Source organism: Flavobacterium sp. 3HN19-14, assembly GCF_051373205.1.
In the GTDB taxonomy this organism is placed as follows: Bacteria; Bacteroidota; Bacteroidia; order Flavobacteriales; family Flavobacteriaceae; genus Flavobacterium.
Genome location: NZ_JBPPZT010000001.1, coordinates 1,892,498 through 1,915,912, shown reverse-complemented (window position 1 = coordinate 1,915,912; position 23,415 = coordinate 1,892,498). Strand labels below are relative to the sequence as shown.

23 protein-coding genes and 2 pseudogenes are annotated in these 23,415 nt (G+C 39.9%); 16 read left to right on the top strand and 9 right to left on the bottom strand.

Going from position 1 to position 23,415, the window contains the following annotated elements; all coding sequences use genetic code 11:
- The first annotated feature begins 36 nt into the window (after positions 1-36).
- From ACSLFW_RS10280 to ACSLFW_RS10270, 3 genes are read left to right on the top strand one after another with little or no spacing between them, the layout of a single operon-like run.
- Positions 37-753, top strand: coding sequence for a glycosyltransferase family 2 protein (locus ACSLFW_RS10280; protein ID WP_436555666.1), 717 nt, complete (start codon positions 37-39; stop codon positions 751-753).
- A 2-nt stretch (positions 754-755) separates the two neighbouring features.
- Positions 756-1,643, top strand: a complete 888-nt coding sequence (locus tag ACSLFW_RS10275; RefSeq protein ID WP_436555665.1) for a glycosyltransferase family 2 protein — start codon at positions 756-758, stop codon at positions 1,641-1,643.
- Position 1,644: 1 nt separating this feature from the next.
- Positions 1,645-2,586 carry a glycosyltransferase family 2 protein gene (locus ACSLFW_RS10270; protein WP_436555664.1) on the top strand — a complete coding sequence of 314 codons (942 nt, stop codon included), beginning with the start codon at positions 1,645-1,647 and terminating at the stop codon, positions 2,584-2,586.
- On the opposite strand, the gene ACSLFW_RS10265 is transcribed toward ACSLFW_RS10270, so the two are convergent.
- Positions 2,564-2,971 carry a sugar 3,4-ketoisomerase gene (locus ACSLFW_RS10265; RefSeq protein WP_436557426.1) on the bottom strand — a complete coding sequence of 136 codons (408 nt, stop codon included), beginning with the start codon at positions 2,969-2,971 and terminating at the stop codon, positions 2,564-2,566. The two genes, ACSLFW_RS10270 and ACSLFW_RS10265, sit on opposite strands and share 23 nt — an antisense overlap.
- Positions 2,971-4,116: a glycosyltransferase gene (locus ACSLFW_RS10260; protein WP_436555663.1), complete on the bottom strand. Its 1,146-nt coding sequence runs from the start codon at positions 4,114-4,116 to the stop codon at positions 2,971-2,973. Before ACSLFW_RS10260 ends, ACSLFW_RS10265 begins: the two co-directional genes overlap by 1 nt.
- Between ACSLFW_RS10260 and ACSLFW_RS10255 the strand changes: the two genes are divergently transcribed.
- Both ACSLFW_RS10255 and ACSLFW_RS10250 read left to right on the top strand, forming a co-directional pair.
- Positions 4,100-5,242 (top strand): glycosyltransferase family protein, encoded by a 1,143-nt coding sequence (locus tag ACSLFW_RS10255; protein WP_436555662.1) that lies wholly within the window; start codon positions 4,100-4,102, stop codon positions 5,240-5,242. The two genes, ACSLFW_RS10260 and ACSLFW_RS10255, sit on opposite strands and share 17 nt — an antisense overlap.
- Positions 5,224-6,903: a hypothetical protein gene (locus tag ACSLFW_RS10250; RefSeq protein ID WP_436555661.1), complete on the top strand. Its 1,680-nt coding sequence runs from the start codon at positions 5,224-5,226 to the stop codon at positions 6,901-6,903. Before ACSLFW_RS10255 ends, ACSLFW_RS10250 begins: the two co-directional genes overlap by 19 nt.
- Here the strand turns inward: ACSLFW_RS10250 and ACSLFW_RS10245 are convergent.
- The 3 genes from ACSLFW_RS10245 to ACSLFW_RS10235 are packed head-to-tail and all read right to left on the bottom strand — an operon-like array spanning position 6,886 to position 10,244.
- Entirely contained in the window at positions 6,886-8,169 is a 1,284-nt protein-coding gene (locus ACSLFW_RS10245; protein ID WP_436555660.1) for an O-antigen translocase, read from the bottom strand. The two genes, ACSLFW_RS10250 and ACSLFW_RS10245, sit on opposite strands and share 18 nt — an antisense overlap.
- On the bottom strand, positions 8,170-9,270 hold the full coding sequence (locus ACSLFW_RS10240; protein WP_436555659.1) for a DegT/DnrJ/EryC1/StrS family aminotransferase: 1,101 nt from the start codon (positions 9,268-9,270) through the stop codon (positions 8,170-8,172). It lies immediately after the preceding gene.
- On the bottom strand, positions 9,267-10,244 hold the full coding sequence (locus ACSLFW_RS10235) for a GNAT family N-acetyltransferase (RefSeq protein ID WP_436555658.1): 978 nt from the start codon (positions 10,242-10,244) through the stop codon (positions 9,267-9,269). The genes ACSLFW_RS10240 and ACSLFW_RS10235 overlap by 4 nt, the downstream gene beginning before the upstream one ends.
- Positions 10,245-10,371: 127 nt before the next feature.
- Between ACSLFW_RS10235 and ACSLFW_RS10230 the strand changes: the two genes are divergently transcribed.
- Both ACSLFW_RS10230 and ACSLFW_RS10225 read left to right on the top strand, forming a co-directional pair.
- Complete coding sequence (locus tag ACSLFW_RS10230; RefSeq protein ID WP_436555657.1) at positions 10,372-11,235, top strand: hypothetical protein; 864 nt, start codon at positions 10,372-10,374, stop codon at positions 11,233-11,235.
- The gene (locus tag ACSLFW_RS10225; RefSeq protein ID WP_436555656.1) at positions 11,211-12,161 is read left to right on the top strand and encodes a gliding motility-associated C-terminal domain-containing protein; all 951 of its coding nucleotides are present in this window, start codon (positions 11,211-11,213) and stop codon (positions 12,159-12,161) included. The genes ACSLFW_RS10230 and ACSLFW_RS10225 overlap by 25 nt, the downstream gene beginning before the upstream one ends.
- Here the strand turns inward: ACSLFW_RS10225 and ACSLFW_RS10220 are convergent, their stop codons facing one another.
- Positions 12,162-12,764 (bottom strand): trimeric intracellular cation channel family protein, encoded by a 603-nt coding sequence (locus ACSLFW_RS10220; protein ID WP_436555655.1) that lies wholly within the window; start codon positions 12,762-12,764, stop codon positions 12,162-12,164. It abuts the gene before it with no gap.
- A gap of 109 nt (positions 12,765-12,873) precedes the next feature.
- Positions 12,874-13,614 carry an RDD family protein gene (locus ACSLFW_RS10215; RefSeq protein ID WP_436555654.1) on the bottom strand — a complete coding sequence of 247 codons (741 nt, stop codon included), beginning with the start codon at positions 13,612-13,614 and terminating at the stop codon, positions 12,874-12,876.
- A 20-nt stretch (positions 13,615-13,634) separates the two neighbouring features.
- On the opposite strand from ACSLFW_RS10215, the gene ACSLFW_RS10210 reads away from it, so the two are divergent.
- The 9 genes and pseudogenes from ACSLFW_RS10210 (at position 13,635) to ACSLFW_RS10170 (ending at position 21,934) form a co-directional block, all read left to right on the top strand.
- Positions 13,635-14,606, top strand: a complete 972-nt coding sequence (locus tag ACSLFW_RS10210) for a stage II sporulation protein M (RefSeq protein ID WP_436555653.1) — start codon at positions 13,635-13,637, stop codon at positions 14,604-14,606.
- Positions 14,607-14,608: 2 nt separating this feature from the next.
- Positions 14,609-15,388 (top strand): DUF4129 domain-containing protein, encoded by a 780-nt coding sequence (locus tag ACSLFW_RS10205; protein ID WP_436555652.1) that lies wholly within the window; start codon positions 14,609-14,611, stop codon positions 15,386-15,388.
- A complete protein-coding gene (locus tag ACSLFW_RS10200; RefSeq protein ID WP_436555651.1) occupies positions 15,388-16,593 on the top strand; it encodes a DUF4350 domain-containing protein in 1,206 nt (401 codons plus the stop codon). Before ACSLFW_RS10205 ends, ACSLFW_RS10200 begins: the two co-directional genes overlap by 1 nt.
- Positions 16,594-16,629: 36 nt before the next feature.
- Positions 16,630-17,649 carry an AAA family ATPase gene (locus tag ACSLFW_RS10195; RefSeq protein ID WP_436555650.1) on the top strand — a complete coding sequence of 340 codons (1,020 nt, stop codon included), beginning with the start codon at positions 16,630-16,632 and terminating at the stop codon, positions 17,647-17,649.
- 13 nt (positions 17,650-17,662) lie between these two features.
- Positions 17,663-18,995: pseudogene (locus ACSLFW_RS10190) on the top strand (DUF58 domain-containing protein).
- 140 nt (positions 18,996-19,135) lie between these two features.
- Positions 19,136-19,928 (top strand): annotated as a pseudogene (locus tag ACSLFW_RS10185) (TrmH family RNA methyltransferase).
- Between the two features lie 10 nt (positions 19,929-19,938).
- Positions 19,939-20,412, top strand: coding sequence for a hypothetical protein (locus ACSLFW_RS10180; protein WP_436555649.1), 474 nt, complete (start codon positions 19,939-19,941; stop codon positions 20,410-20,412).
- Complete coding sequence (locus ACSLFW_RS10175) at positions 20,409-21,143, top strand: serine hydrolase domain-containing protein (protein ID WP_436555648.1); 735 nt, start codon at positions 20,409-20,411, stop codon at positions 21,141-21,143. Before ACSLFW_RS10180 ends, ACSLFW_RS10175 begins: the two co-directional genes overlap by 4 nt.
- Before the next feature lie 35 nt (positions 21,144-21,178).
- The gene (locus ACSLFW_RS10170) at positions 21,179-21,934 is read left to right on the top strand and encodes a DUF3471 domain-containing protein (RefSeq protein WP_436555647.1); all 756 of its coding nucleotides are present in this window, start codon (positions 21,179-21,181) and stop codon (positions 21,932-21,934) included.
- 144 nt (positions 21,935-22,078) lie between these two features.
- Here the strand turns inward: ACSLFW_RS10170 and ACSLFW_RS10165 are convergent, their stop codons facing one another.
- Together ACSLFW_RS10165 and ACSLFW_RS10160 are read right to left on the bottom strand one after the other, a co-directional pair.
- Positions 22,079-22,261 (bottom strand): CsbD family protein, encoded by a 183-nt coding sequence (locus tag ACSLFW_RS10165; RefSeq protein ID WP_436555646.1) that lies wholly within the window; start codon positions 22,259-22,261, stop codon positions 22,079-22,081.
- Positions 22,262-22,328: 67 nt separating this feature from the next.
- Entirely contained in the window at positions 22,329-23,360 is a 1,032-nt protein-coding gene (locus ACSLFW_RS10160; RefSeq protein ID WP_436555645.1) for a COX15/CtaA family protein, read from the bottom strand.
- Positions 23,361-23,415: the final 55 nt, after the last annotated feature.

Here is a 23,415-nt window from a genome sequence, read left to right as displayed (position 1 = left end):
AGAAATGTAGCTTTGTGTCCAGATAGATTTTCATCAATGAACCAACTTTCCATCATCATTCCGGTTTACAATGAAGCGGCAACTGTGCATCTTTTGCTCAATAAAGTGAAGGCTGTAGTATTGCCAAACGGAATTGCGAAAGAAGTCATTATTGTCAATGATTGTTCTAGTGACGGCACTTCTGAAGCGATTAAAAAATATATTTCCGAAAATTCAGATTTAAATATCCGGTTCTTCGAGCATCCGAAAAATATGGGAAAAGGCGCCGCGCTCCATACCGGGATTTCAAAGGCGACAGGCGAGTTCACCATCATCCAGGACGCCGACCTGGAATATGATCCAAACGAATACAAAAATCTGCTGCAGCCGATTCTCGACGGTTACGCCGATGTCGTTTACGGCTCAAGGTTTATGGGCGGCAATGCGCACCGCGTCTTGTTTTTCTGGCATACGATTGGCAATAAATTCCTGACGATGTTATCCAATATGTTCAGTAATTTAAACCTGACGGACATGGAAACGTGCTATAAAATGTTCAACACTAAAATGCTGCAGTCGCTTTCGCTGAAGGAAAAACGTTTTGGATTTGAGCCTGAAGTGACGGCAAAAATTTCGAGGATTCCGAAAGTGCGGATTTATGAAGTCGGAATTTCCTATTATGGAAGAACTTACGATGAAGGCAAGAAAATCAACTGGAAAGATGGTTTTCGTGCAATTTTCTGCATTTTGAAATACGGGCTTTTTAAATTCTGATTATGCTGTCAATCGTAATCCCGACATACAATTACAATATTTTTCCGCTGGTTTCCCGTCTGAAGAAACTGGCAGAAGAGGCTGAAATTGTTTTTGAAATTATCACAATAGACGATGCTTCGGAGCGATTTTTAAATGAAAATAATGCGATTAATTCGCTTGAAAACTGCTCCTATGAAATCCTTGAAAAAAATATTGGCCGAAGTGCCATTCGGAATTTGCTTTCGCGAAAAGCGCAATATGGGAACTTATTGTTTCTTGATGCTGATACTTTTCCGGCGCACGATGATTTCATTACAAAATACCTTGGTTATATAAATTCTGATGCGCAAATTGTATACGGCGGCATTATTTACCAAAAAGAACAACCCTCAAAAACACAACTATTGCGGTGGGTTTATGGTATTTCGAGAGAATCACTTCCGGCTAAAGAACGCAATAAGGCGCCCTATCTTTCGTTTTTAACCTTAAATTTCCTGATTCGAAAAAGTGTTTTTGAAAAAGTGACGTTTAATGAGGAAATTCCCAATTCAAGGCACGAAGACACCTTGTTTTCATTTGAATTGATGCAACAACATATTAAGATGGTTCATATTGATAATCCTGTTTATCATCACGGACTCGAAAGCAGCGCGGTTTTTCTTGAAAAGTCTGAAGAAGCGCTTGACAACCTGAAATTCCTAACTGATAATCGCCTCATCGACACTGATTATGTAAGGATTGGGAAACTGCAGCAGCGATTCAGCAAATTACATCTCGACAAATTGATGTCGCGATTTTATAAATGGACAAAACCAATGCTGCTCAAAAATATCCTGGGCGAAAAGCCTTCGCTTTTGATTTTTGACATTTACAGGCTTGGTTATCTTTGTTCCATAAAAAAGCATTAAAATGGCGTTTTTTTCTGTAATTATTCCGCTTTACAACAAAGCCAATTTTATTGAAATTGCGCTGAAAAGTGTATTGGCACAGACTTTTACGGATTTTGAAATCCTGGTCGTGGAAGATGGGTCGACAGACGACAGCCTTGACATAGCCACTTCCATAAATGACCCGAAAATCAGGATCATCAGGCACGAAAAGAACAAAGGCTTATCTGCTTCGCGCAATACCGGAATACAAAATTCGACTTCAAAATATTTGTGCTTTCTCGATGCCGACGATGCGTGGCAACCGGAATATCTCGCCAAAATATATTCACTCATTCAGCAGTTTCCTGAAGCGCGTTTGTTCGCTACGAATTACGCTGAAAAATACCAAAACCAATCCGTTTTGCCTGCTTCAAGTCTTGAAAATTTTGAAAAAGACGGTTTGGTTCCAGACTTTTTCGCAAGCAATTTATACCAGCATATTTATTGTTGCTGCAGCCTTTGTGCCGATAAAGAAGTGTTTGAAACCGTTGGTTTATATGATGAAAACATCACTTTTGGCGAAGATGTCGATTTTAATATTCGTGCGAATTCAGTCTTTAAATTGGCGTATTCAAAGGAAGCGCCTGTACTTGTGAATGTTTTTTCTGAAAATCAGATTACGACTTCTAAATTGTCGGATAAAAGATTAGTGAATCTTGACAAATATGAGGAAATGGCGCGCAAAAATCCATCGCTGAAAAAATACCTCGATACAAATCGTTATGTACTTGCGAAGTTCTACCTTCTGGGAAATGACAAAGGAAATGCACAGAAAATGATTGACGGAATTGCGCCTGAAAATCTCAATTTTACACAAAAAACATTGTTGAGATTGCCAATTCCGGTATTAAAATTAATCCGGAAAATAAAGCTTTTATTCGTAAAAAAAGGAATCCGCCTTACGAGTTTTGGCTCGATTTAAGGTAAGCCGTATATTCACGGAAATTGCGGATGTAGTCGCTTTCGTCATACACTTCAGAAGCAATTACGAGGCAAACCGCACCAGACGAAAAATTCTCTAATTCGCGCCACATATTTGACTGGATTAACAAGCCTTTATCGGGTTTGTTCAACGTAACGACTTCAGTTGATTTTCCATCTTTTAAAACCACATCAAAACTTCCGGAAAGCGCAATCAAAACCTGCTTTAGATTTTTATGCGCATGTCCGCCGCGTTGCGCTGAACTCGGCACATCGTACAAATAATAAACACGTTTGATTTCAAAAGGAACGACGTCGTTTTCGATAACGGCGATATTGCCTTTTGGGTTTTGTTTCTTCGGAATTTCGATGATTTGTATGTCCATCATTTTATTTTAAGAAGCTCGAGCCATTGTTTGCCGATCTTTTCGATATCGAATTTTTCGGCAGATTTGGCGGCATTTGCTTTACAATGATAATATAATTTTTCGTCAAAAGCCATTTCTTCCATCGCCGATGTTAGCTTTTCGAAGTTTTGGTCTTCAACTAAAAGTCCGTTTTCGCGGTCGATAATTACTTCATCCGAACCACTTTTACACGCAAACGAAACTACCGGAGTTCCGCACGCCAGCGATTCAATAATGACATTCGGGAATCCTTCATTCTTGCTTGAAAGCACAAAAAACAAAGCCCTTTTGTAATATTCAAATGGATTATTGACGAAACCTTTAAACAAAATCATTTCAGAAAGTCCGAAATTAGCTGCCAGGTTTTCATAGTTTTTTCGGTTATCGCCATCGCCTAAAAAAACGAGTTTAATGCCTTTTTTTGGCAATTCAGAAGCTGCATAAGCGCGAATTAAACGGTCTTGCTGCTTGATATTATTGCCCATCCGCCCGACGGAAATGATGAATTTTTCATCTTCTGTTTCTGGCGAACCGGATTGAATAGTTTTCAAATCAACCGGGTTGTAAATGCATTGCACATTTCCGGCGATTTCCCTTTCAATGACTTTATTTTTAATGGCTTCCGAAACCGTTACGATATTGCGGTTCTTATAAATCATCCGTGCCAACCAATCTGATTCCGGGAAATAATATTCGAGTAAAAAATGGTGAACGGTGTAATATGTTTTTTCAGGAAAAGTAAATTCCGACAGCATCAATTCCATCAAAAACCTGGTGCGCATCCGAAAATCGATTACGAAATCAAAATCATTGCGTTTTATAAAATTACGCAATGCCCGAAAACGGATTGCCCTTCGCAATGGCGCGGCAGTTGTCGGTTTTATCAATCCTAAATTAAACAGCGAACCGGCATATTCATAACCAATGATGTCGGTTAAAATGCAATTGTGCACATCAAAGCCGTGATTTACAAAAAACACGGATAACAAGGCATGTACCTTTTCAGCACCACCGCCGGCAAGGCTGTCGCCGAGCAACGCTATTTTGTAAGGCCGTTGTTGTTGTATCATTTCGAAATCACTATTTTCGTAACAAATATAAACATTCATGCGGATTTTACTCATTGGTGAATACAGCCGATTGCACAACAGCCTCAAGGAAGGTTTGCTGGCATTGGGGCATGAAGTTGTTTTGGTGAGCAGCGGCGACGGATTCAAGCAGTTTTCGTCGGATATTTCTTTTGAGGCGAAATGGTGTAAGAACAAAATCGTTAATATTCCACGACAGATTATTTTTAAAATTTTCAGGTTTGATGTGGCTGAACTCGAGCGCGGATTCCGTTTTTGGAAGCTTTTGAAGCGATTTCGGAGTTTCGATGTCGTTCAGTTGATTAATGAAAGTCCGGTACAGACCACTCCAAAATTGGAACTTTTCCTGCTTCGCAAATTGTTTTCGCAGCACAAAAATATATTTGTCCTTTCGTGTGGATTGGATTACAACAACATGCAGTTCATGATGGCAAATCCCGGATTCAAATCGATGATGAATCCTTATATTGAAAATCCGCATTTAGAAAAATATTACGCGACACCATTGCAATATTTATCTGAAGGACAACAGAAAATCCATGAATTTGTATTGGAAAATTGCAAAGGAATTATAGCATCAGATTTGGATTATGTTCCTGCTTTGGAAGGAAATCTGAAATTTATCGGCCTGATTCCAAATCCCGTCAATATCGATAAACTGGTTTTTAAGCCGATTGAAATTCAATCAAAAATCGTTGTCTTTCTGGGCATCAACCGTTGGAATTATTATCCGAAGGGCATTTCCTATTTTGAAGAGGCCATTGAACGGATTGCAGAAAAGTACAAAGTAAAAGTGACGTTCGTTGTTGCCGAGAATTTAAGTTATAAAGATTATATCGTGTCTTATGAAGCTGCTCATATCTTGTTAGATCAGGTTTTTGCCATTGATCAGGGTTACAATGCATTGGAAGCAATGGCGCAGGGAAAAGTTGTTTTTACGGGTGCTGAGAAGGAATTTGAGGCTTACTACCACATCGAAAATTCCGTAAATATCAATGCAAAACCAAATGCAGATGATCTGGTTGAAAAATTGTCGCATCTGATTGAAAATGCGGATGAAATTATTGCCATCGGACAACGTGCACGGCATTTCATTGAAAAAGAACACCATTACAAAACCATTGCCCAAAAATATACCGAGAAATGGAGCAGTCATTTATAAAAAATAGCAGCAAAGAAAACCTTTATAAGTACTTTTTCTTTTTCATCGTCGCATTTTACTGCCTGGTTGTTTCGCAATACGGATTTGAAAACTGGGACACAGGATTTTTATCGGGATTTTCATGGAGAGTGGTTAATGGCGATATGATTTACCGGGATTTTATCCATGTAAGACCACCGCTTTCGATTTATTTTCACGCATTATTTATGTATTTATTGCCGGAAAACGGTCAGTTTTTTATGTTCCGGATTGTTGGCTATTTGTTATTTGCCTGTCAGGTCTATTGGTGCCTTTCGGGTTTTGACAATTTATTCGATTTGAAAAAAATCGGGTTTTCAAAATGGGGAATGATGATCGCTTGCTTCGTCATTTCAATCCATAATTTTTTTGGAAATCCCTGGTATAACAATGATGGGATATTTTTCGCGTCGATTGCATTTTTCCTGATGTCTAAAAACCGAAATCCCGGTTTTGTCAGGATATCCTTCATTGCGCTGTTTTGCTTTTGTTCGGCACTTACGAAGCAATCATTTTACTTCGTACCGATGCTTTTCGGGTTTTGGATTTTCATCGAAAATGGCTTTAGAAAAAGTTTTGTTTTCATCGGCAGCCTTTTACTTTTATCCGGATTTTTCATCGGATGGCTTTATACAAATGGCGCTTATGATGAATTTGTAGCGCAGATGACATCGCGAACCAGTTTCGGCGATTTATATTACGCAGGATTACGTGAATATGTGCGGGCTTATCATAACAAATATATTTTCGGAAGCGTCATCCTGTTACCGGCCATAATTGCTTTTTTTACAGAAAAACGAAAAATTCCAACCATCAGTAATTATCTGAAATGGCTGGCTTTTACGATATTTTTATCAGCAATTGTCATGTTGTATGTGGCCGGGATCAAGACCGCAATGACGGTTTTCTTTAATGCTGTAGTTGTTGCACTTTTATACAAAATCAACTTCAAATGGCAATCAATAAAGCACTATTTACCGATGATAGTGTTGATTGGTATTGCATGGTGCGTGTCTTTAAGTCTTGGTTATGCTACACCGGTCTTATTTGGAAGTGCATTGATTTTATGCTGGACATACCTGATGATTGATGAAATTAACGTATTGCGGCTTAAAAAAGTTTATGTCATTATTGGAATTATGGTTAGCGTTAGCGCTTTTTTACTGAATTACAGACCGTATCGTGAGCAACCGGTAACGCAATTGAATACTTCGCTTGAAAGCATCTCTCCAAAATTAAAATTCATAAAAACGACAAAAGCCAATTTTGAAAAATATGCCGATTTGAAAATCCTGGCGCAAAAATACAGGCACAATTACATCACCGCACCGTCAATTCCGATGTCGCATTATCTGTTTGATGATGAGAGTCCGCTGCCGGTTGACTGGATATTGAACTTCGATTTGGCCAACAGAGTTCCTGATTTACTTAGATTTTCAGCACAGAAAAAACATTATATTTTACTTGAAAAATCGTTTGTGACCCTTGGCGGCGAGGAGTTTCTGACCAATCGGTCTGAGCAGGAAAATTTTAGTGCTTATGCCCTGTTCATTTTTGACCATTGCCATCCGATTGGCGAAACAGAGCATTTTTTAATTTACGATTCTACTGAAATCGGGAAATATTTATCTAATCCCAAATAATGTTTTTCTAAAATAGATTACAAGAATGAGAAAATAAACCGCGTAAGTTATAAAATGTGCCATTACTACGCCTTCAATTCCATAAGCAGGCACAAGGAATTTACTTCCAAAAAACATAATTCCCATTGAAATGCATTCGGTAACGATGAAAGCAATTGTGTGTTTTCTGGCGACAAGATTATATCCTAAAATCAGTGAACATGCCTTGAATACATCGCCTGAAAGCTGCCAGAAGAACAAATTTTTCACTGGTAAAAAGTCATTTGTAAAAAGCATTCTGACTGCAAAATCTTTTAAAAAAAACAATACAATTAAAGCCAATGCGAAAATCGGAATAATGCCTTTGTAATAACTTCGCAAAACGATTTTGGTTTCGGAATTATCAATGGCTTTTACCAATTTCGGAAGGAAATAAACACCGCAAACTGTTGTGATAAACATCAGATAATAAGTCGAAATCCTTGAAATCGCTTCCCAAAAACCGGCTTGTTCAATGCCTTCCGTTTCGATTACATTATTGCGTATCGCCAAAAAAACCAATGGCGATATCACCGCCGAAACGACAGCCATCAGTGAGAAAGACGATAATTTCTTCATCAAATCGCTGCTGAACCATTTCGGTGAAATGTATTGCAGCATCGGAATCTCCCTTTTTACATACACGAATGACACCAAAAACAACAGCGAAGGTGAAATGACAATCGCCAATAATGCCCCGAAAGTGTGGTATTTTACAATCAATACAACCGACGCCAAAAGCCCGATGATATTGCCTGCGATAGTCGTGTAAATGACTTCCCTGAATTTCCCTAAACCGTTGATTATCGCAATTAAAACAAGGGAAGCTGCATACCAGGGCATGGCAATTGCCAACGCTTTAAAGACATAACCATAATCTGTTGTAACGCCGAAAATTGTGGCATTCCAGAAATCGGAAAAGAAAAAAAGCACCGCACTCATTACAATCGCTACAGCGCCAAGGCTAAAAAAAAGTGTAGAAACTACTTTCTTCAAAGCCATTTCATCAGCGTCACTTTCGGCAGTATATTTTACAACGCCATTTTGAAATCCTAAAGTTGAAATGGTTTCAAGTGAAGCCATAAAATTTCGCAGATTTCCCAAAAGTGCCATTGCGAACGGGCCTACAAAAACCGCAATCATTTTTGAAGTCACCAAACCAATGGCAAGCTTGATCATAACGCTCAGGCTGTTAAGCGAACTGATCCTGAATAATGGCGTTTTTACTATTGATTTGATGAAATTCAATTAAAACCGGTTTAAAATTTTAACTACGAAATCGGCTTCATCGATCGTCATGACCGGACTTATCGGAATACTGAGAATTTCTTCATGGATTTTTTCGGTAACCGGAAACGATAAATCATTGAACTGCGGCAAAGCTTTTTGCTTGTGTGGCGCAATTGGGTAATGGATTAAAGTTTCAATGCCGTTTTCCAAAAGAAATTGTTGCAATTCACCGCGATTTTTGGTTTGTATGACAAAAAGGTGAAAAACGTGGTGGTTGCCGCCATTGTATTCCGGCAAAGTGATTTTCGGATTTGAAATATTGGTGAAATAATGATTAGCGATGACTTTTCTCGCTTTGTTTTCCGCATCAAGATTCGGTAATTTCACATTGAGGAAAGCGGCCTGCAATTCGTCCAGACGTGAATTTGTTCCTGCATAATCACAATGGTATTTGACTTCTGAACCGTAATTGCGCAACAAATTAACCATTCTTGCGAGTTCGGTATCATTAGTCGTAACAGCACCTGCATCACCCAGCGTGCCAAGGTTTTTTCCGGGATAAAAGCTGAAACCTGCCGCGTAAGATAAATTTCCTGCCTTAACTCCTTCCGTATTTTCAGCGCCATGCGCTTGCGCCGCGTCTTCAATAACAAACAAATTATTGGCTTTCGCGACAGCGTTGACGGCATTCATATCGGCAAGCTGTCCGTACAAATGAACCGCCATAATTGCTTTGGTTTTTGGAGTGATTTTCTGTTGTATCAATTGCGGATTGAGATTGTAAGTCGCAGCATCAGGCTCCACCAAAACCGGAACCAAATCTGCTTGTAAAATCCCAAGAATACTTGCGATGTATGTATTTGCAGGAACAATTACCTCATCACCTTTTGACATTTTTCCTAACTGGATACAAGCTTTGAAAATCAGCGAAAGCGCATCGAGGCCATTCCCAACGCCGATACAATATTTTGTGCCGCAATAATTGGCAAAATTGTTTTCGAAAGCTTTGACTTCATCGCCTAAAATGTACCAGCCCTTATCCATGATTGACTGTAGTTTCTGTTGAAATGCAGTTTCATAAGGCGCGTTTATCTTTTGTATGTCAAGAAATTTAATCATAGTAAAATATTGTCGAAAAGCTTGAAATTGGCGGTTTCCACTTCATAAAAATCGTGAACGATTGTGCTTGCACCGAAGCTTTCTTTCCAGTAAGACAAACCGGAATTGAGTTTCTTTCCGCCTTCCTCATTCGAAATTCCGAAATCAAAATACTGCTTGTCCTTGAAAACATTTTTCAGCAAATGATCGTATAAAAAATCAAGGCTTCCGGCAGCTTCGCGATTTTCATCGGTTGAAATATATTGTGCATGCGCGGTCGTTGCGGTTTCGAAAATTGTTGTTCCGGCGATAATTTTTTCATTGTCATAAACGTTGAACTGGCGAATATTTTTAGGGAAATTCTGTTGCAGCAATTTGATTTCTTCCAAACTATGAACTGGCGAAGCGTCGTGTTGCTTTTTCAAATTCGGAATCAGGATTTCATTCCAGAAACCGTCGAAGTTCTTGTCTTCATGGATTTCGAATTTTGCTGCAATTGCTTTTTTAATACCGCGTTTTCTGATTTCGGAATAATTGTATTTTTCAGACAAGTCAATTACCGATAAGGTGTCGCGGCGAATCAATTTCGCTTCGACTAAAAACAGAACATAATCGAGTTCCTGCGCAGGTTTTTGATGATAAATCGATGGTAAAAGCTTAATTTGTAACACATCAATTTTGTTTTCATGAAGAAACGATAAAATTGTTTGAAAAATAAAAATAATCTCTTTTAATCGCAATTTTTCCTGATAAACCAATCCGCCATAAGTCAACCCGGAATGGGAATAAACTTTGCTTTCAATGACATTCGCAGGCAAAATCGCGAGCAGTTTTCCTTCCGAAAAAACCAGCAGCGAAAAATCCTTAAACCTCTCGGCGTGGTATTCCATAAAATCGCGATGGAACAAAAAAGTAGCATTCTTTGCAGCTGCAACAAACGCATTCCATTGTTCAAAATCGCTTGATTGGTATTGCCTGATGGTAAAATTTTTCACATTGGGTTTTTAAAACATCGGAAAATTACTGATTTTTTACTGAACAACACCAATCACAATTGTCAATTATCAATTGTTCATTTTCAATTGTATTAGTATCTTTAGCTCAGAAATAAATCGGCTTAAAGTGAAACACCATTTGCAATGTTTTTATTGTGCCCTCGCAATTTTCATGGCCAACTGTTGTTTTGCGCAGGATGTTGCGCTTTGGGAGCAATTCAACGGCAAATATGATTTTACTTTCGTTGGAAATACGTTAAATACTTCCGAAAATAACAGCAATACGCTTTGCTCGATACTCACAAGTTCTACTGCCAGTCTTACACTCAATTCAGGCGATACGATAGAAAAAGCCTACCTCTATTGGGCAGGTTCGGGAACGGGAGATTTCGACGTAAAACTTAATGGTACAAACGTCCCGGCTTCGCGCACTTTTGGTATTTTTCTCAATACTTTTAATTATTTCAGCGCTTTCGCGGATGTGACGCAGCTTGTGCAAAGCACCGGAAATGGCGATTACACATTATCTGACCTCGATTTGAATCCGTTTATCACTCCGACCCAATATTGCAACAACCGAACGAATTTTGGTGGCTGGGCGATGGTTATCGTTTATAAAAATGACGCGCTTCCGCTCAATCAACTTAATGTTTATGACGGATTACAAGGCATTCCGGATTCGATTAACATCACGCTCGACAGCCTCAACGTAATCGACAGCACGGGCGCAAAGATCGGATTTATAGCCTGGGAAGGCGATGTTTCGCTTGATATAGATGAAACGCTTATGATCAATGACCATGTACTCAGTAACGATTTGAATCCGCCTACGAATGCTTTTAACGGCACCAATACGATTACCGGTTCGTCTTCGCTTTACAACATGGATCTTGATATTTACGACATCGAGGATAATATTGCCGTTGGCGATACGAGTGCGCTGATTCAGATGACTTCGGCCGCGATGTGGTGTTTATCAGTACGATTGTGACCAAACTCAACAGCCAGTTGCCAGATGCGACTGTCACTATTGATAACGTCGAAAAATCCTGTAATTCCCGGACAATTGATGTGGATTATACGGTTCGCAACTTCAACAGCACAGAAATTCTTCCTGTTATAAATGTCGCTATTTATGCTGGAGATTCGTACCTCACGATGGTTCAGACCACAGCACCTATTGCGATTGGCGGTAGCGAAAGCGGGTCAGTAACGTTAATAATTCCGGATGAGATCCCCAATGAGTTTGAATTGCGGTTTGTAGCCGATCGCAACCAAATCGGCGTTGGTTTTGTGGCAGAAATCGACGAAAACAATAACACTAATGCTGAAATCATTTCGCTGATTGTTTCGCCGCCTTTTAATCTCGTTCCTCCGCTTGTTGCCTGTAATGAAGGTCTTTTACAAGGCACTTTTGATTTTTCTTCGTATGAAACACAAATCAAAAACAACCCGGGCGATACTGTCACTTTTTATAATTCGCAGCAAGACGCTTCCGCGGAAGTGAATCCGATTACGAATAGTGATAATTTTAATACGATTACGCCGAAAGAGATTTTTGCGCGTATTGAAACGCCGGAAGGCTGCTTCAACACTACCTCTTTTATGCTGACTGTAAAAAATTGTCCGCCGAAAATTTATAATCTTGTTGCGCCATTCACCGATAATTTCTATGACACTTTCTTAATTGACGGGCTCAGGGATATTTTCGTGAATTTCAGGCTCAATATTTACAACCGCTGGGGCGATGAAGTTTGGACGGGCAACAACAACACCGCCGATTGGGACGGAAAAGCCACGAAAGGCTTCAGGATGTCGGGAAGCGATTTGCCCGAAGGCACTTATTTTTATATCCTGGAGCTGAATGACCCGGATTTTCCGGAGCCGATGAACGGTTTTTTATACCTGAAACGGTAATTATTTTTGCTCCAAAGCTTTCAGATACCATTTGAATTTTACTGCCATCAGCCGCAATACGATAATCACAACCGACGTAATCAGGTAAACCAAATCTTTGTCTAATTGCAGCGATTTGAGTCCGAAAAATACGGCGCCGCCTGCAATGCACAATGTTGCGTAAATCTCTCGCCTGAAAATTATCGGAATCTCATTGCATAAAATATCACGGATGACGCCACCAAAACAAGCCGTCATTGTTCCCAACGCAATGCAAATCACTGGATGAAGACCAATTCCGATGCCTTTTTCGAGGCCAATTAAAGTGAAAACGCCAAGTCCGATGGTGTCGAATAAAAATAAGGAAGTCCGTAAATGGTCGAGTTTCTTTCTGAAAATTATCGCCAGGAAAAATCCCACAATAATAATATAAACATAATTCAGGTCGAGCATCCACCCTACCGGTGTCCTTCCAATCAGGATGTCACGCAGGGTACCGCCGCCAACAGCCGTTACGAATGCAATGATGAAAACCCCGAACGGATCGAGTTTTTTGTTCATCGCCGTTAACGCGCCTGACATAGAGAATGCCATGGTTCCGATGATGTCTAGAAGGTGGAACATAGGGGTTCAGCGTGTTGGGTTTAAGGTTTAGGGCGAAGCACGTCGACTGCGTTCGGTGTGACATTCGTTGTTTTGATTTTGGACTTTTGACTTTCGTCTTTCGACTACTTTACATTTTTTGTGTATAGAAGTTATAATCCTTAATTACAGTTCGAATAAAATCGTGGTCGTTGCCCGATTGGTTTTTAATTCCGGCAACGGTTTCCACTTTATGGCGGAGTTTGCTCAACATCGCGTAATCGCCGGCTTTTATCGCCGTTAACATCGTTTCTTTGATGATCCTGACGTCGTTATCGGAAAGTTTGATTACACCCGGATAAATTGGCACATAAGAAACATCTATTTCTTCTAAAATGGTGCTGTCAATGTTGACTTTATTCTTCAACGTAATCATCGCCGTTCCCGCCGCCATATCGCCTAAACGCTGGGCTTTGCTGCTTACGACAATTACAATAAGGCCTAATATGTAGGTGGTCCAGATTTCAATCAGCCGAAAAAGCCAGCGGATCAGGTAATCACCGAAACTTGCCTGATAGCCATCGATTTTTACGACTTTTATTTTCATGATCATTTTTCCGACCGTCTGGCCTTCGAAAATACTTTCCATCACCAGCGTATAAAACGTTACCGGTGAAAACAGAATTATCGATACCGCCATCGCCGACCATCTGTCCCAATGCGTCATTGCATCTCCTAAACCTAATTCGTTGTAAACCAGCCACAACAATAAAATGGTGTAAGCAACAAAAAGGACCACGTCGATTATCGCCGCCACAAGTCTTTCACCCAACGAAGCTGCAGTGAAATTTATATTTACATTTTGTGTCGTATTAATAGATAATTGCGTCATATTTTATATTTTAGCCTTCAATGAGAGAAGTTGCATTCATAAAACAAAATAAAGCAAAATGGCTCGAATTTGAGCAGGCAATTTTTGGTAAAGCTAAAAAAAATCCTGATGAAATGGCCAGTCTTTACATACATTTGGTCAACGACTTGTCTTATGCGCAGACCTATTACCCTAAAAGCAAGACGGTTACTTACCTGAATTACCTTGCCGCGCGCATTTACCAGAAAATCTATAAAACCAAAAGGCAGGAAACCAACCGTATCGTTTACTTCTTTTCGATTGAAGTGCCGTTGCTGCTGTACCAATACCGACGATATCTTTTGTATGCCTTCACGATGTTTTTTGCACTTGTGGCGATTGGCGTAATTTCGGCGCGATACAATACTGATTTCGTGAGGTTGATTCTGGGCGACGATTATGTAAACCGGACTTTAGACAACATCAAAGACGGAAATCCGGTTGCCATTTACAAATCCGGAAGCAATTGGGGCAGTTTTATCGGCATTACGATGAACAATCTGAAAGTGGGCGTCATGAATTATTTCTTTGGCATTACCGCCGGAATAGGAACTTTTTATATACTGACGCAAAACTCCATCATGCTCGGCTCATTCCAGTATTTCTTTTATGAAAAAGGCGTATTCTGGGCCAGCGTACGCGGGATCTGGATTCACGGTTCGATGGAAATTTTCGCTATTGTTATCGAAGCTGCTGCCGGATTTGCACTCGGTGCCGCCATACTTTTCCCGAAAACCTATTCGCGCCTCGATTCTTTTAAAATTGGTTTCATCGATACTTTCAAGATATTTTTAAGCACGATGCCATTTACGATTGCTGCGGGTTTCCTCGAAGGTTTCATTACGCGGTATTCCGTCGATATGCCGAATTGGCTCAGCGTTGGCATTATCCTTTCAACACTTTCGCTGATTTCGTGGTACTACCTTATTTTCCCGCATTTCGTACACCGCAAATTGCAAAAAAGCCGACCTTAATCTTGAGTAAATTCTTTTACATATTTTTATTTTTTTGCTATACGAACATTTTTGCACAGGATACCACTTTCGTGGATACGACTAAGGTTATGACCTCAAATGAGACTGTAAAAGGCAAGAAATGGAAAGAAACTGACATCGTCATCGACCGAAATGATTCCATTGAAAACGCGCATTTTTCTCCGAAATTCAAAGAAAAATACAAATCAGATGATTTCGTCTACGAAGAAAAACTAAAGCAGAAAAATGCCTGGCAGCGATTCTTGGAATGGCTGAAAAATCTTCTGGCATCGCTTTTCAGCACAGGCGGTGAATCCACTATGACCGTTATCGGATGGATTTTTACAATTCTCGCAATTGCGATTATTATCTTCATGATTTACCTCATCGTCAAAGCCATTCTGAACAAAGAAGGAAAATGGGTGTTCGGACGGAATTCCGATAAAAAAATCATCCGCTACGACGACATCGAAAAGAATTTACATCTCGTCGATTTTGAAAAATTAATCAAAGAAACACTACAATCCGGCGAGAAAAGGCTTACGATTCGCTATTATTATTTGTGGCTGCTGAAGATTTTCTCAGAAAAAGAAATCATCGAATGGGACGTTGAAAAAACCAATTCCGATTACCTGTACGAAATCAAAAATGCAAAGCTGAAGCACAATTTCGGTTACCTTTCGCACATCTACAATTATATCTGGTATGGCGAATTTGAAGTCGACGACGCCACTTTCGAGAAGACGCGCGCCATTTTCGAACAAACAATCAAATCTGTATAATGGACAAGACAATCAAGATATATATTGGCGTTCTCGTGTTCATTTTCGGACTGTTGATCGTCATCGATATGAACAAGCCTGAGCCAATCGACTGGCGGCCGACTTATGATACTTCTGATAAAATTCCGCTTGGATTGTATGTGCTCGACCACGAAATGCCTGCCATGCTCAAAAATCAGAAAATCCATAAAATCGAGGTGACGCCTTATGAATATTTTGAGCCGAAATACGATTACGATTCGCTGGTTGACGATTATAAAGTGCACGGAACTTTTATCGATATTGCACAGGACAGTTACAATCTTGACGAAAAATCAGTCGAGGAGCTTTTTTACTTTGCCGGACACGGAAATGATATTTTCCTGTCGATGAAAGATTTTCCGAAACAATTGTTAGACAGCCTGCATCTTAAACTCGGCGGCGGGTTTACATTTGAAGAGAAGAACCTGCAAAACTGGCTCGTGAACCCGAAATTAGGAACGCAAAAATACAATCTCGTTCAGGACGCCAGCGGTAGTTATTTTTCTAAAATTGACACGCTCAAGACAATTGTTTTGGGTTACCAGAGCATTGATACGGTGCGCGTCAATTTTATAAAAGTGCCTTATAGAAAGGGTAATTTTTATCTGCATACGCAACCGACAGCTTTCACCAATTTTCATCTTTTGGATGGCAATAAAGCTGAATATGCCGAAAAAGTACTTTCCTATCTTCCGAAAAAAGATTTGTATTGGTATGTGAAATTCCAAAATGGAAAAGTCATTTCGAATTCGTCATTATCGTATATTTTCAGCCAGCCGGCATTGACCTGGGCATGGTACATTTTTATTTTCGGAATGGTTATTTTCATGGTTTTCAATGCGAAACGAAGACAACGCATCATTCCTATCGTAAAACCTCTGACCAATACGACGATAGATTTCGCCAAAACCATCGGGAATCTCTATTTCCAGGAAGGCGACCACGACAATATAATCGAGAAAAAAATCATATATTTCCTTGAAAAAATGCGCCAGGATTACCTGATGGATACGAATGTGCTCGACGAGGCGTTCATCAAAAGGCTGCATCTCAAATCAGGAAAACCGATTCACGATATCCAAAGGGTCGTTTACCTGATTAACAACTATCGCAAGCACAATTATAAAGGTGTCGAAAGCGATTTGATTGACATGAACGACGCCATTGAAAAAATTATCAACTAACCGGGCATTCCGTTAAGAATGCCGAACAGAAGCAATATGGAAAACTTTGAAAACCCTGAAAATACGCAGGAAACCACAAACGAAAATGTAAATTTCCAGTTCAGGATTGATTTGGGCAAACTACAGGAAAGCATTGCTGCCATTAAAGAAGAATTAGGTTCGGTAATCGTCGGCCAGCACAAGATGATTGACCAGCTTTTGGTAGCGATTCTTTCCAACGGACACGTTTTACTCGAAGGCGTTCCGGGTGTTGCGAAAACCATTACAGCGAAATTGCTCGCGAAAACCATCAATATCGGTTTCAGCCGGATTCAGTTTACGCCAGATTTAATGCCTTCGGATATTTTGGGAACTTCGGTTTTCGATTTGAAAAAATCTGAATTCGAATTCAAGAAAGGCCCGATTTTTTCGAATCTGATTTTGATTGACGAAATCAACCGTGCTCCTGCAAAAACGCAGGCTGCTTTGTTTGAAGTGATGGAAGAGCGCCAGATTACGATTGACGGAAAACAATACATTCTCGATACACCTTTCCTTGTCATTGCTACCCAAAATCCTATTGAACAAGAAGGAACTTATCGTTTGCCTGAAGCACAACTCGACCGTTTCCTTTTCAAAATCACGATTGATTACCCAAAGCTCGACGAAGAAATCACTATCATCCAAAGAGAACATACGCTTCAGAACCACGGTAAACTTGACAATATCAAAGTGTTGCTTTCAGCAGACGAAATCAGGCATTACCAAAGCCAGGTGAAGCAAATCATCATCGAGCCGCAATTGCTGCAATATATCGCGAAAGTGGTCGTGAATACACGTGAAAATGCATTTCTGTATTTGGGTGCTTCGCCTCGTGCGTCGATTGCAATTTTGAATGCTGCGAAAGGTTTTGCCGCCATCCGCGGACGCGATTTCGTTACGCCTGAAGACATCAAAGACGCCGCTGTTCCGGTTTTGCAGCACCGTGTCATTGTTACGCCGGAACGTGAAATGGAAGGTATTACAAGTGTAGAAATCATCCGCCAGATTATTGAATCAGTAGAAATTCCCAGATAAATTCTCTTAAACTTTGAAACTCATAAAAAGCCTTTACATCAACAATTTTTTCTTCTACCTGCTCCTGGGCATCGTGGTATTGTTTGTATGTGCTTTTATTTTTCCGGTTTTGCTGACTGCTGTCAAATACCTGGTTTTTGGTTTTGGGCGCTTTTGTGTTTTTGGATATGTTGATTCTTTACTCGGCGAAAAATGGCATCGAAGGCACCCGCGTCACACCGGAAAAACTATCAAACGGCGATGAAAACCCGATTACGGTAAATATCCGGAATTATTATACTTTTTCGATTAACGTAAAAATAATCGATGAAATTCCGATCCAGTTTCAGGTGCGGAATTTTGAGATTTCGAGAAAAATCAGGAATGCTTCAGAAACCGATGTCGCTTATTATCTGAGGCCGACAGAGCGCGGCGAATACCATTTCGGATTGCTGAACATTTACGTTTCTTCGCCACTAAGGCTGATTTCACGCCGTTTCATTTTCAGCAAAGACCAAATGGTGCCGGTTTATCCGTCTTACATACAATTGCGAAAGTATGATTTGATTGCGTTTTCGAACAATCTCTTCCAATATGGCGTAAAAAAAATAAGACGAATCGGGCATTCAATGGAATTTGAACAAATAAAGGAATATGTGCCCGGAGACGACATCCGCACGCTCAACTGGAAAGCTACCGCGAAGAAAAACAGCCTGATGGTCAACCAGTTTCAGGACGAAAAATCGCAGTCCATTTATATGGTGATTGACAAAGGGCGTGTAATGAAAATGCCTTTTAACGGGCTGAGTTTGCTCGATTATTCCATCAACGCGACTTTGGTTTTATCGAATGTCATTCTTAAAAAACAGGACAAAGCCGGAATGTTTGCCTTTTCAAAAAAAGTGGCCAATCGCGTTGTTGCTGAGAAACGTTCGGCACAAATGAATAAGATCCTCGAAAGCCTTTATAACATTAAAACCGATTTTTTCGAAAGCGATTTCAGTCGTTTGTATGCAGATATCAAAAAGAACATCAACCAGCGCAGCCTGATTTTGTTGTATACAAATTTCGAAACTTTGGATGGATTATACCGTCAAATGCCTTATTTAAAAGGAATTGCAAAAAGCCATTTATTGGTCGTGGTTTTCTTCAACAACACCGAGCTCAACGAACTCATCAACAAAAAAGCCGACAATATTCAGGAAGTGTATGACAAAGTAATTGCTGAAAAATTTGCTTTCGAAAAACGCCTTATTGTTAATGAATTGAAGAAATACGGCATTTATTCTGTGCTGACACAACCCGAAAACCTGACTTTGGATACGATTAACAAATATCTTGAAATTAAGGCACGCGGAATTTTGTAATTGGTGCAGGGTTCTGGGTTTAAGGTTCATGGCGGCGCATGGGTTTAATTCATAATTAAATTTACATAAAAGGTCGTAAATTCGCATTCATAAGTTCAGGTATATATCTCTGAACCCTGAACCATAAACCTTATACCCCGTTGAAACAAATTACCTCCGTTCAAAACCCCTTCATCAAATCGCTCGTGCAATTGCAGGAAAAAGCGAAAATGCGCAGGCAAACCGGCACTTTTCTTATCGAAGGACAGCGTGAAATCACATTGGCGCAAAATGGCGGTTATGAATTGGAAACGGTACTTTTTTTTTCGGAATTGATTTCAGAATCCGAAGTTACCAAATTAACGCATAACCAAGTTCCACTCATCGAAATCAACAAAGAGGTTTTTGAAAAACTAGCTTACCGCGACACAACTGAAGGCGTTATCGCCGTTGCGAAAAGTAAAAACCTACAGCTTTCTGATTTAAAACTCTCAAAAAATCCGTTGATTTTAATTGCCGAAGCACCCGAAAACGCAGGAAATATCGGTGCCATGCTTCGTACCGCCGATGCTGCAAAACTCGACGCCGTTATCATTGCCAACCCGAAAGGCGATTTGTACAACCCGAATATCGTGCGCTCAAGTGTCGGTTGTCTTTTTACGAATAATATTGCTGTCGGCACCACGGCAGAAATCATTGCATTTTTACACTAACCGAAAGATTAATTTTTACTGCGCGACATTGCAGAATTCAACCTCTTATCATACGCAGGATTATACGAAACCAACCGCTTTAGTTGTAGGAACTGAGGCAACCGGACTTACACAGGAATGGCGTGATGCCGCAACACAAAATATCATTATTCCAATGCAGGGCGAAATAGATTCGATGAATGTCTCTGTCGCTGCGGCGGTATTGATTTTTGAGGCGAAACGCCAGCGCGGATTTGAATAATTTATAATAGATGAGATTGATTCCTCATAATAAGGTTATTTTACTTCCTGAACTTACCGCAGATGAAGTCTCCGCATTATTGAGCAACAATATCCAAACGGAATTCCATAGCTTTTTGAGTGACAAATCGAGGTATTTCGATGGCACAATTCACGATTATAAATTTGGAATACAAAAAAATGTAGTCTATCTACGATCCATTACCCCACAAATTAATGGCGAAATTATTAGTAATGATGGGCAATCGATTGTAACACTTATTTTTAAAGTGCCCTATCGTACGATGATTGGCTTTTGCATCACAATTTTAATCTGCATCGCTTTCAGCATAATTTTCCTCTTGGGAGGCAAAAGTAGTAACGTTAATTTTACTGTACCTTTGGGCTTACTTGTATTTACATATTTTGTTGATATTTACTTTTTTAATCTCGAAAGCAGACAAGCATTGGCATTCATCAAAAAAATCTTAAAAATAGAAAAATGAAAAAATACTTTTTACCTCTTATTTTACTCGTTTCTTTTTTTGCATCGTCCCAAATCCCTGAAAAGCAACTCGACGATCTGGTCGAAAACACGATGAAAACGTTCGATGTTCCAGGAATCGCAGTCGCCATCGTAAAAGACGGAAAAGTAGTCGTGGCAAAAGGTTACGGCGTACGCTCCATCATCACAAAAGAAAAGACCGATGCCAATACTCTATTCGGAATTGCCTCTAATAGTAAGGCTTTCACCTCTGCGGCAATCGCCATCCTTATTGATGAGAAAAAACTAAATTGGGACGATAAAGTTGTGAAATACATTCCGGAATTCAAGATGTACAACGATTATGTAACAAATGAATTTACAATCCGCGACCTCCTCACCCACCGCAGCGGCCTCGGACTTGGTGCCGGAGATTTGATGATCCTGCCCGATAAAGCCGATTTTACTGCGAATGACATCATCAAGAACTTACAATACCTGAAACCCGTTTCTGCCTTTCGAACCAAGTACGATTATGACAATCTTTTGTATATCGTAGCCGGAGAAGTCATTCACAGGGTTACAGGCCAGGAATGGGCGGTATTTATTGAAAACCGCATTATGAAGCCGCTCGGAATGGACAAAAGTGCCGGAACATGGGAACGCCTCAAAGACACTTCGGATGTGATTGCGCCGCACGTGCCTGTTGACGGAAAACTGAAAGTAATCTCACGTTACAAAACCGGATTTTAGACGCTGCCGGCGGCATTTATTCGAATGTAAATGACATGAGCAAATGGGCCATCATGCAACTCAACAAAGGAAAATACGGCAATGGTAACCAATTGTTTTCTGAAATCCGCCAGGCGGAAATGTGGACGCCGCAAACTATTATTCCGGTGAATACAATGCCTCCTTACAATACCCATTTTTCTGCTTACGGATTGGGTTGGGGATTGGCCGATGTAAAAGGATACAAGCAGATTTCGCATACCGGCGGCCTTGAAGGCACTGTTACGCAAGTAACGTTGATTCCTGAACTTCACCTTGGGATTATCGTCCTGACCAACCAGCAATCAGGAGCGGCATTTCGTGCGATAACCAACACGGTTAAGAATTCTTACATGGGAATTCCGGCTGAAGATTTGGTGGCACAATACAGTAAAACTGCCGGAAACAATGCCGTAGAAGACAACAAAATAACCAATGCAGTTTGGGAAATCGTTTCCAAAAACCAAAAAACGAAAATCAAAACCGACGCCAAAAAATACACCGGCACTTTTCATGACAATTGGTTTGGCGATATTGTGATTTCGGAGAAAAACGGGAAAATGTATTTCGCCTCGAAACGTTCGCCGCAACTCAAAGGCGAAGTGTTTTTTTACAAGGAAAATAATTTCGTAGTGAAATGGGACAATCCATATTTTCACGCAGACGCGCATATTTTCTACGAAAATGACAACAAAACGATAAAAATGCTGCCGATTGGGCCTGACACTGATTTCAGTTATGATTTTCAGGATTTGGAATTCACAAAAAACTAAAAAAGCCCATAAAAAAACTGCTTCAGGAGCGAAAGATTATTTCACGCATGAAGCAGTTGAATTCATTTTTTTCGGCTGCGCCAACTATCGGTTTTGAACGCCTTTAGTTGCCGGAAAAGCCAAAGGTCATAAATTCATTTTATTTTAATCGAGTAAAGCTTTGATTTCTTTTTCGGTTTTGCCGAGTTTTTGCTGCAATCTTCCCCAGAATTCGTCGTCTTTTCCTTCTTCATGAAGTAAATCGTCTTCGGTGAGATCGGCGAATTTTTGCTTGATTTTTCCTTTAAGTTCTTTCCAGGCTCCTTTTATTTCAGTTGAATTTGGCATCGCAATATTATTTTAAATTGATAATATCAAATTTACTTTCGATCCCTCAAAGAATCTTTACAGGATTTTATGAAACTGTTACAGGATTCTGTTTTCTGGTTTCCATCAACAAATAAAACTGAATTCCAAATAACAGCGAAGCGATCAATAAATGTGCGGTTTGCGTGCCGAACGGAAAGTCAAAATAATAAATCAGCATTCCTGTAAAAAACTCAACGACGATAAGCGCCATTACCCAATTTACTTTATTAAAACCGAGTGACATTTTTTTATTCCTGAAATACAGGAAGAAATTCAATCCGAAAATCAATACCGAAAATGACCTGTGAACATAAAAATTCAAAGGCGGATTTTCCAATACCAAACTCATTTGCCCATCGCCCAGAACTTTCACCTGTTCATCAACAAATTGACGTACCTGCGTACCTAAAGCAATTTGTACCAATGTCAGAACCAGGGTTAAAATGATGATATTACGAAAAGTACTGTCAGTTTTTAAAGTTGTATTTACAACTGAAACTTTTCGGATAATGAATAAAATCACCGCCACAATCACGAGTGCAACAATCATGTGCAGCGTTATCTTTATTGGATTCAAAACTGAATACACAACCGTAGCACCAAGCCAACCCTGAAATCCCATCAGGAAAACCGTCAGCCATGACAATAATGTAATTTTTCTGTTATTATTCCAAAACCAAATTGACAAAACTGCCATTGCAAAAACCACTATTCCGGCTAGCGCGCCGGCCAATCGGTTCAGGTATTCAATCCAGGTGTGTGTAGGGTTGAAAATCGCGTAATCGTGCTTGGTATAGTGCCGCCAGTGTGTTACATCAAAAGTGCTTCCTGTTGTAAAATTGTCTTTTGCAACCCATAAAGCCTCGTCTTTGATAATGACTTGCCCCGATTCAAATTCCCGGTTCGGTGTCCATGTTAATTCTTTGATGTCTGTAGGCGGAATGTAATAACCGAAGCATTTCGGCCAGTCGGGACAACCCATTCCGGAGCCGGTCATGCGCACCAAAGCACCGGCAATGATAACGGCGTAAACTAAAACAAGTGCGATTTTGGCGGTTTTGAGGAAATATTTTTTCATTTGATTTATTTTACACAGATTACACGATTTTCACAAATATTAAAAGTATGGATTT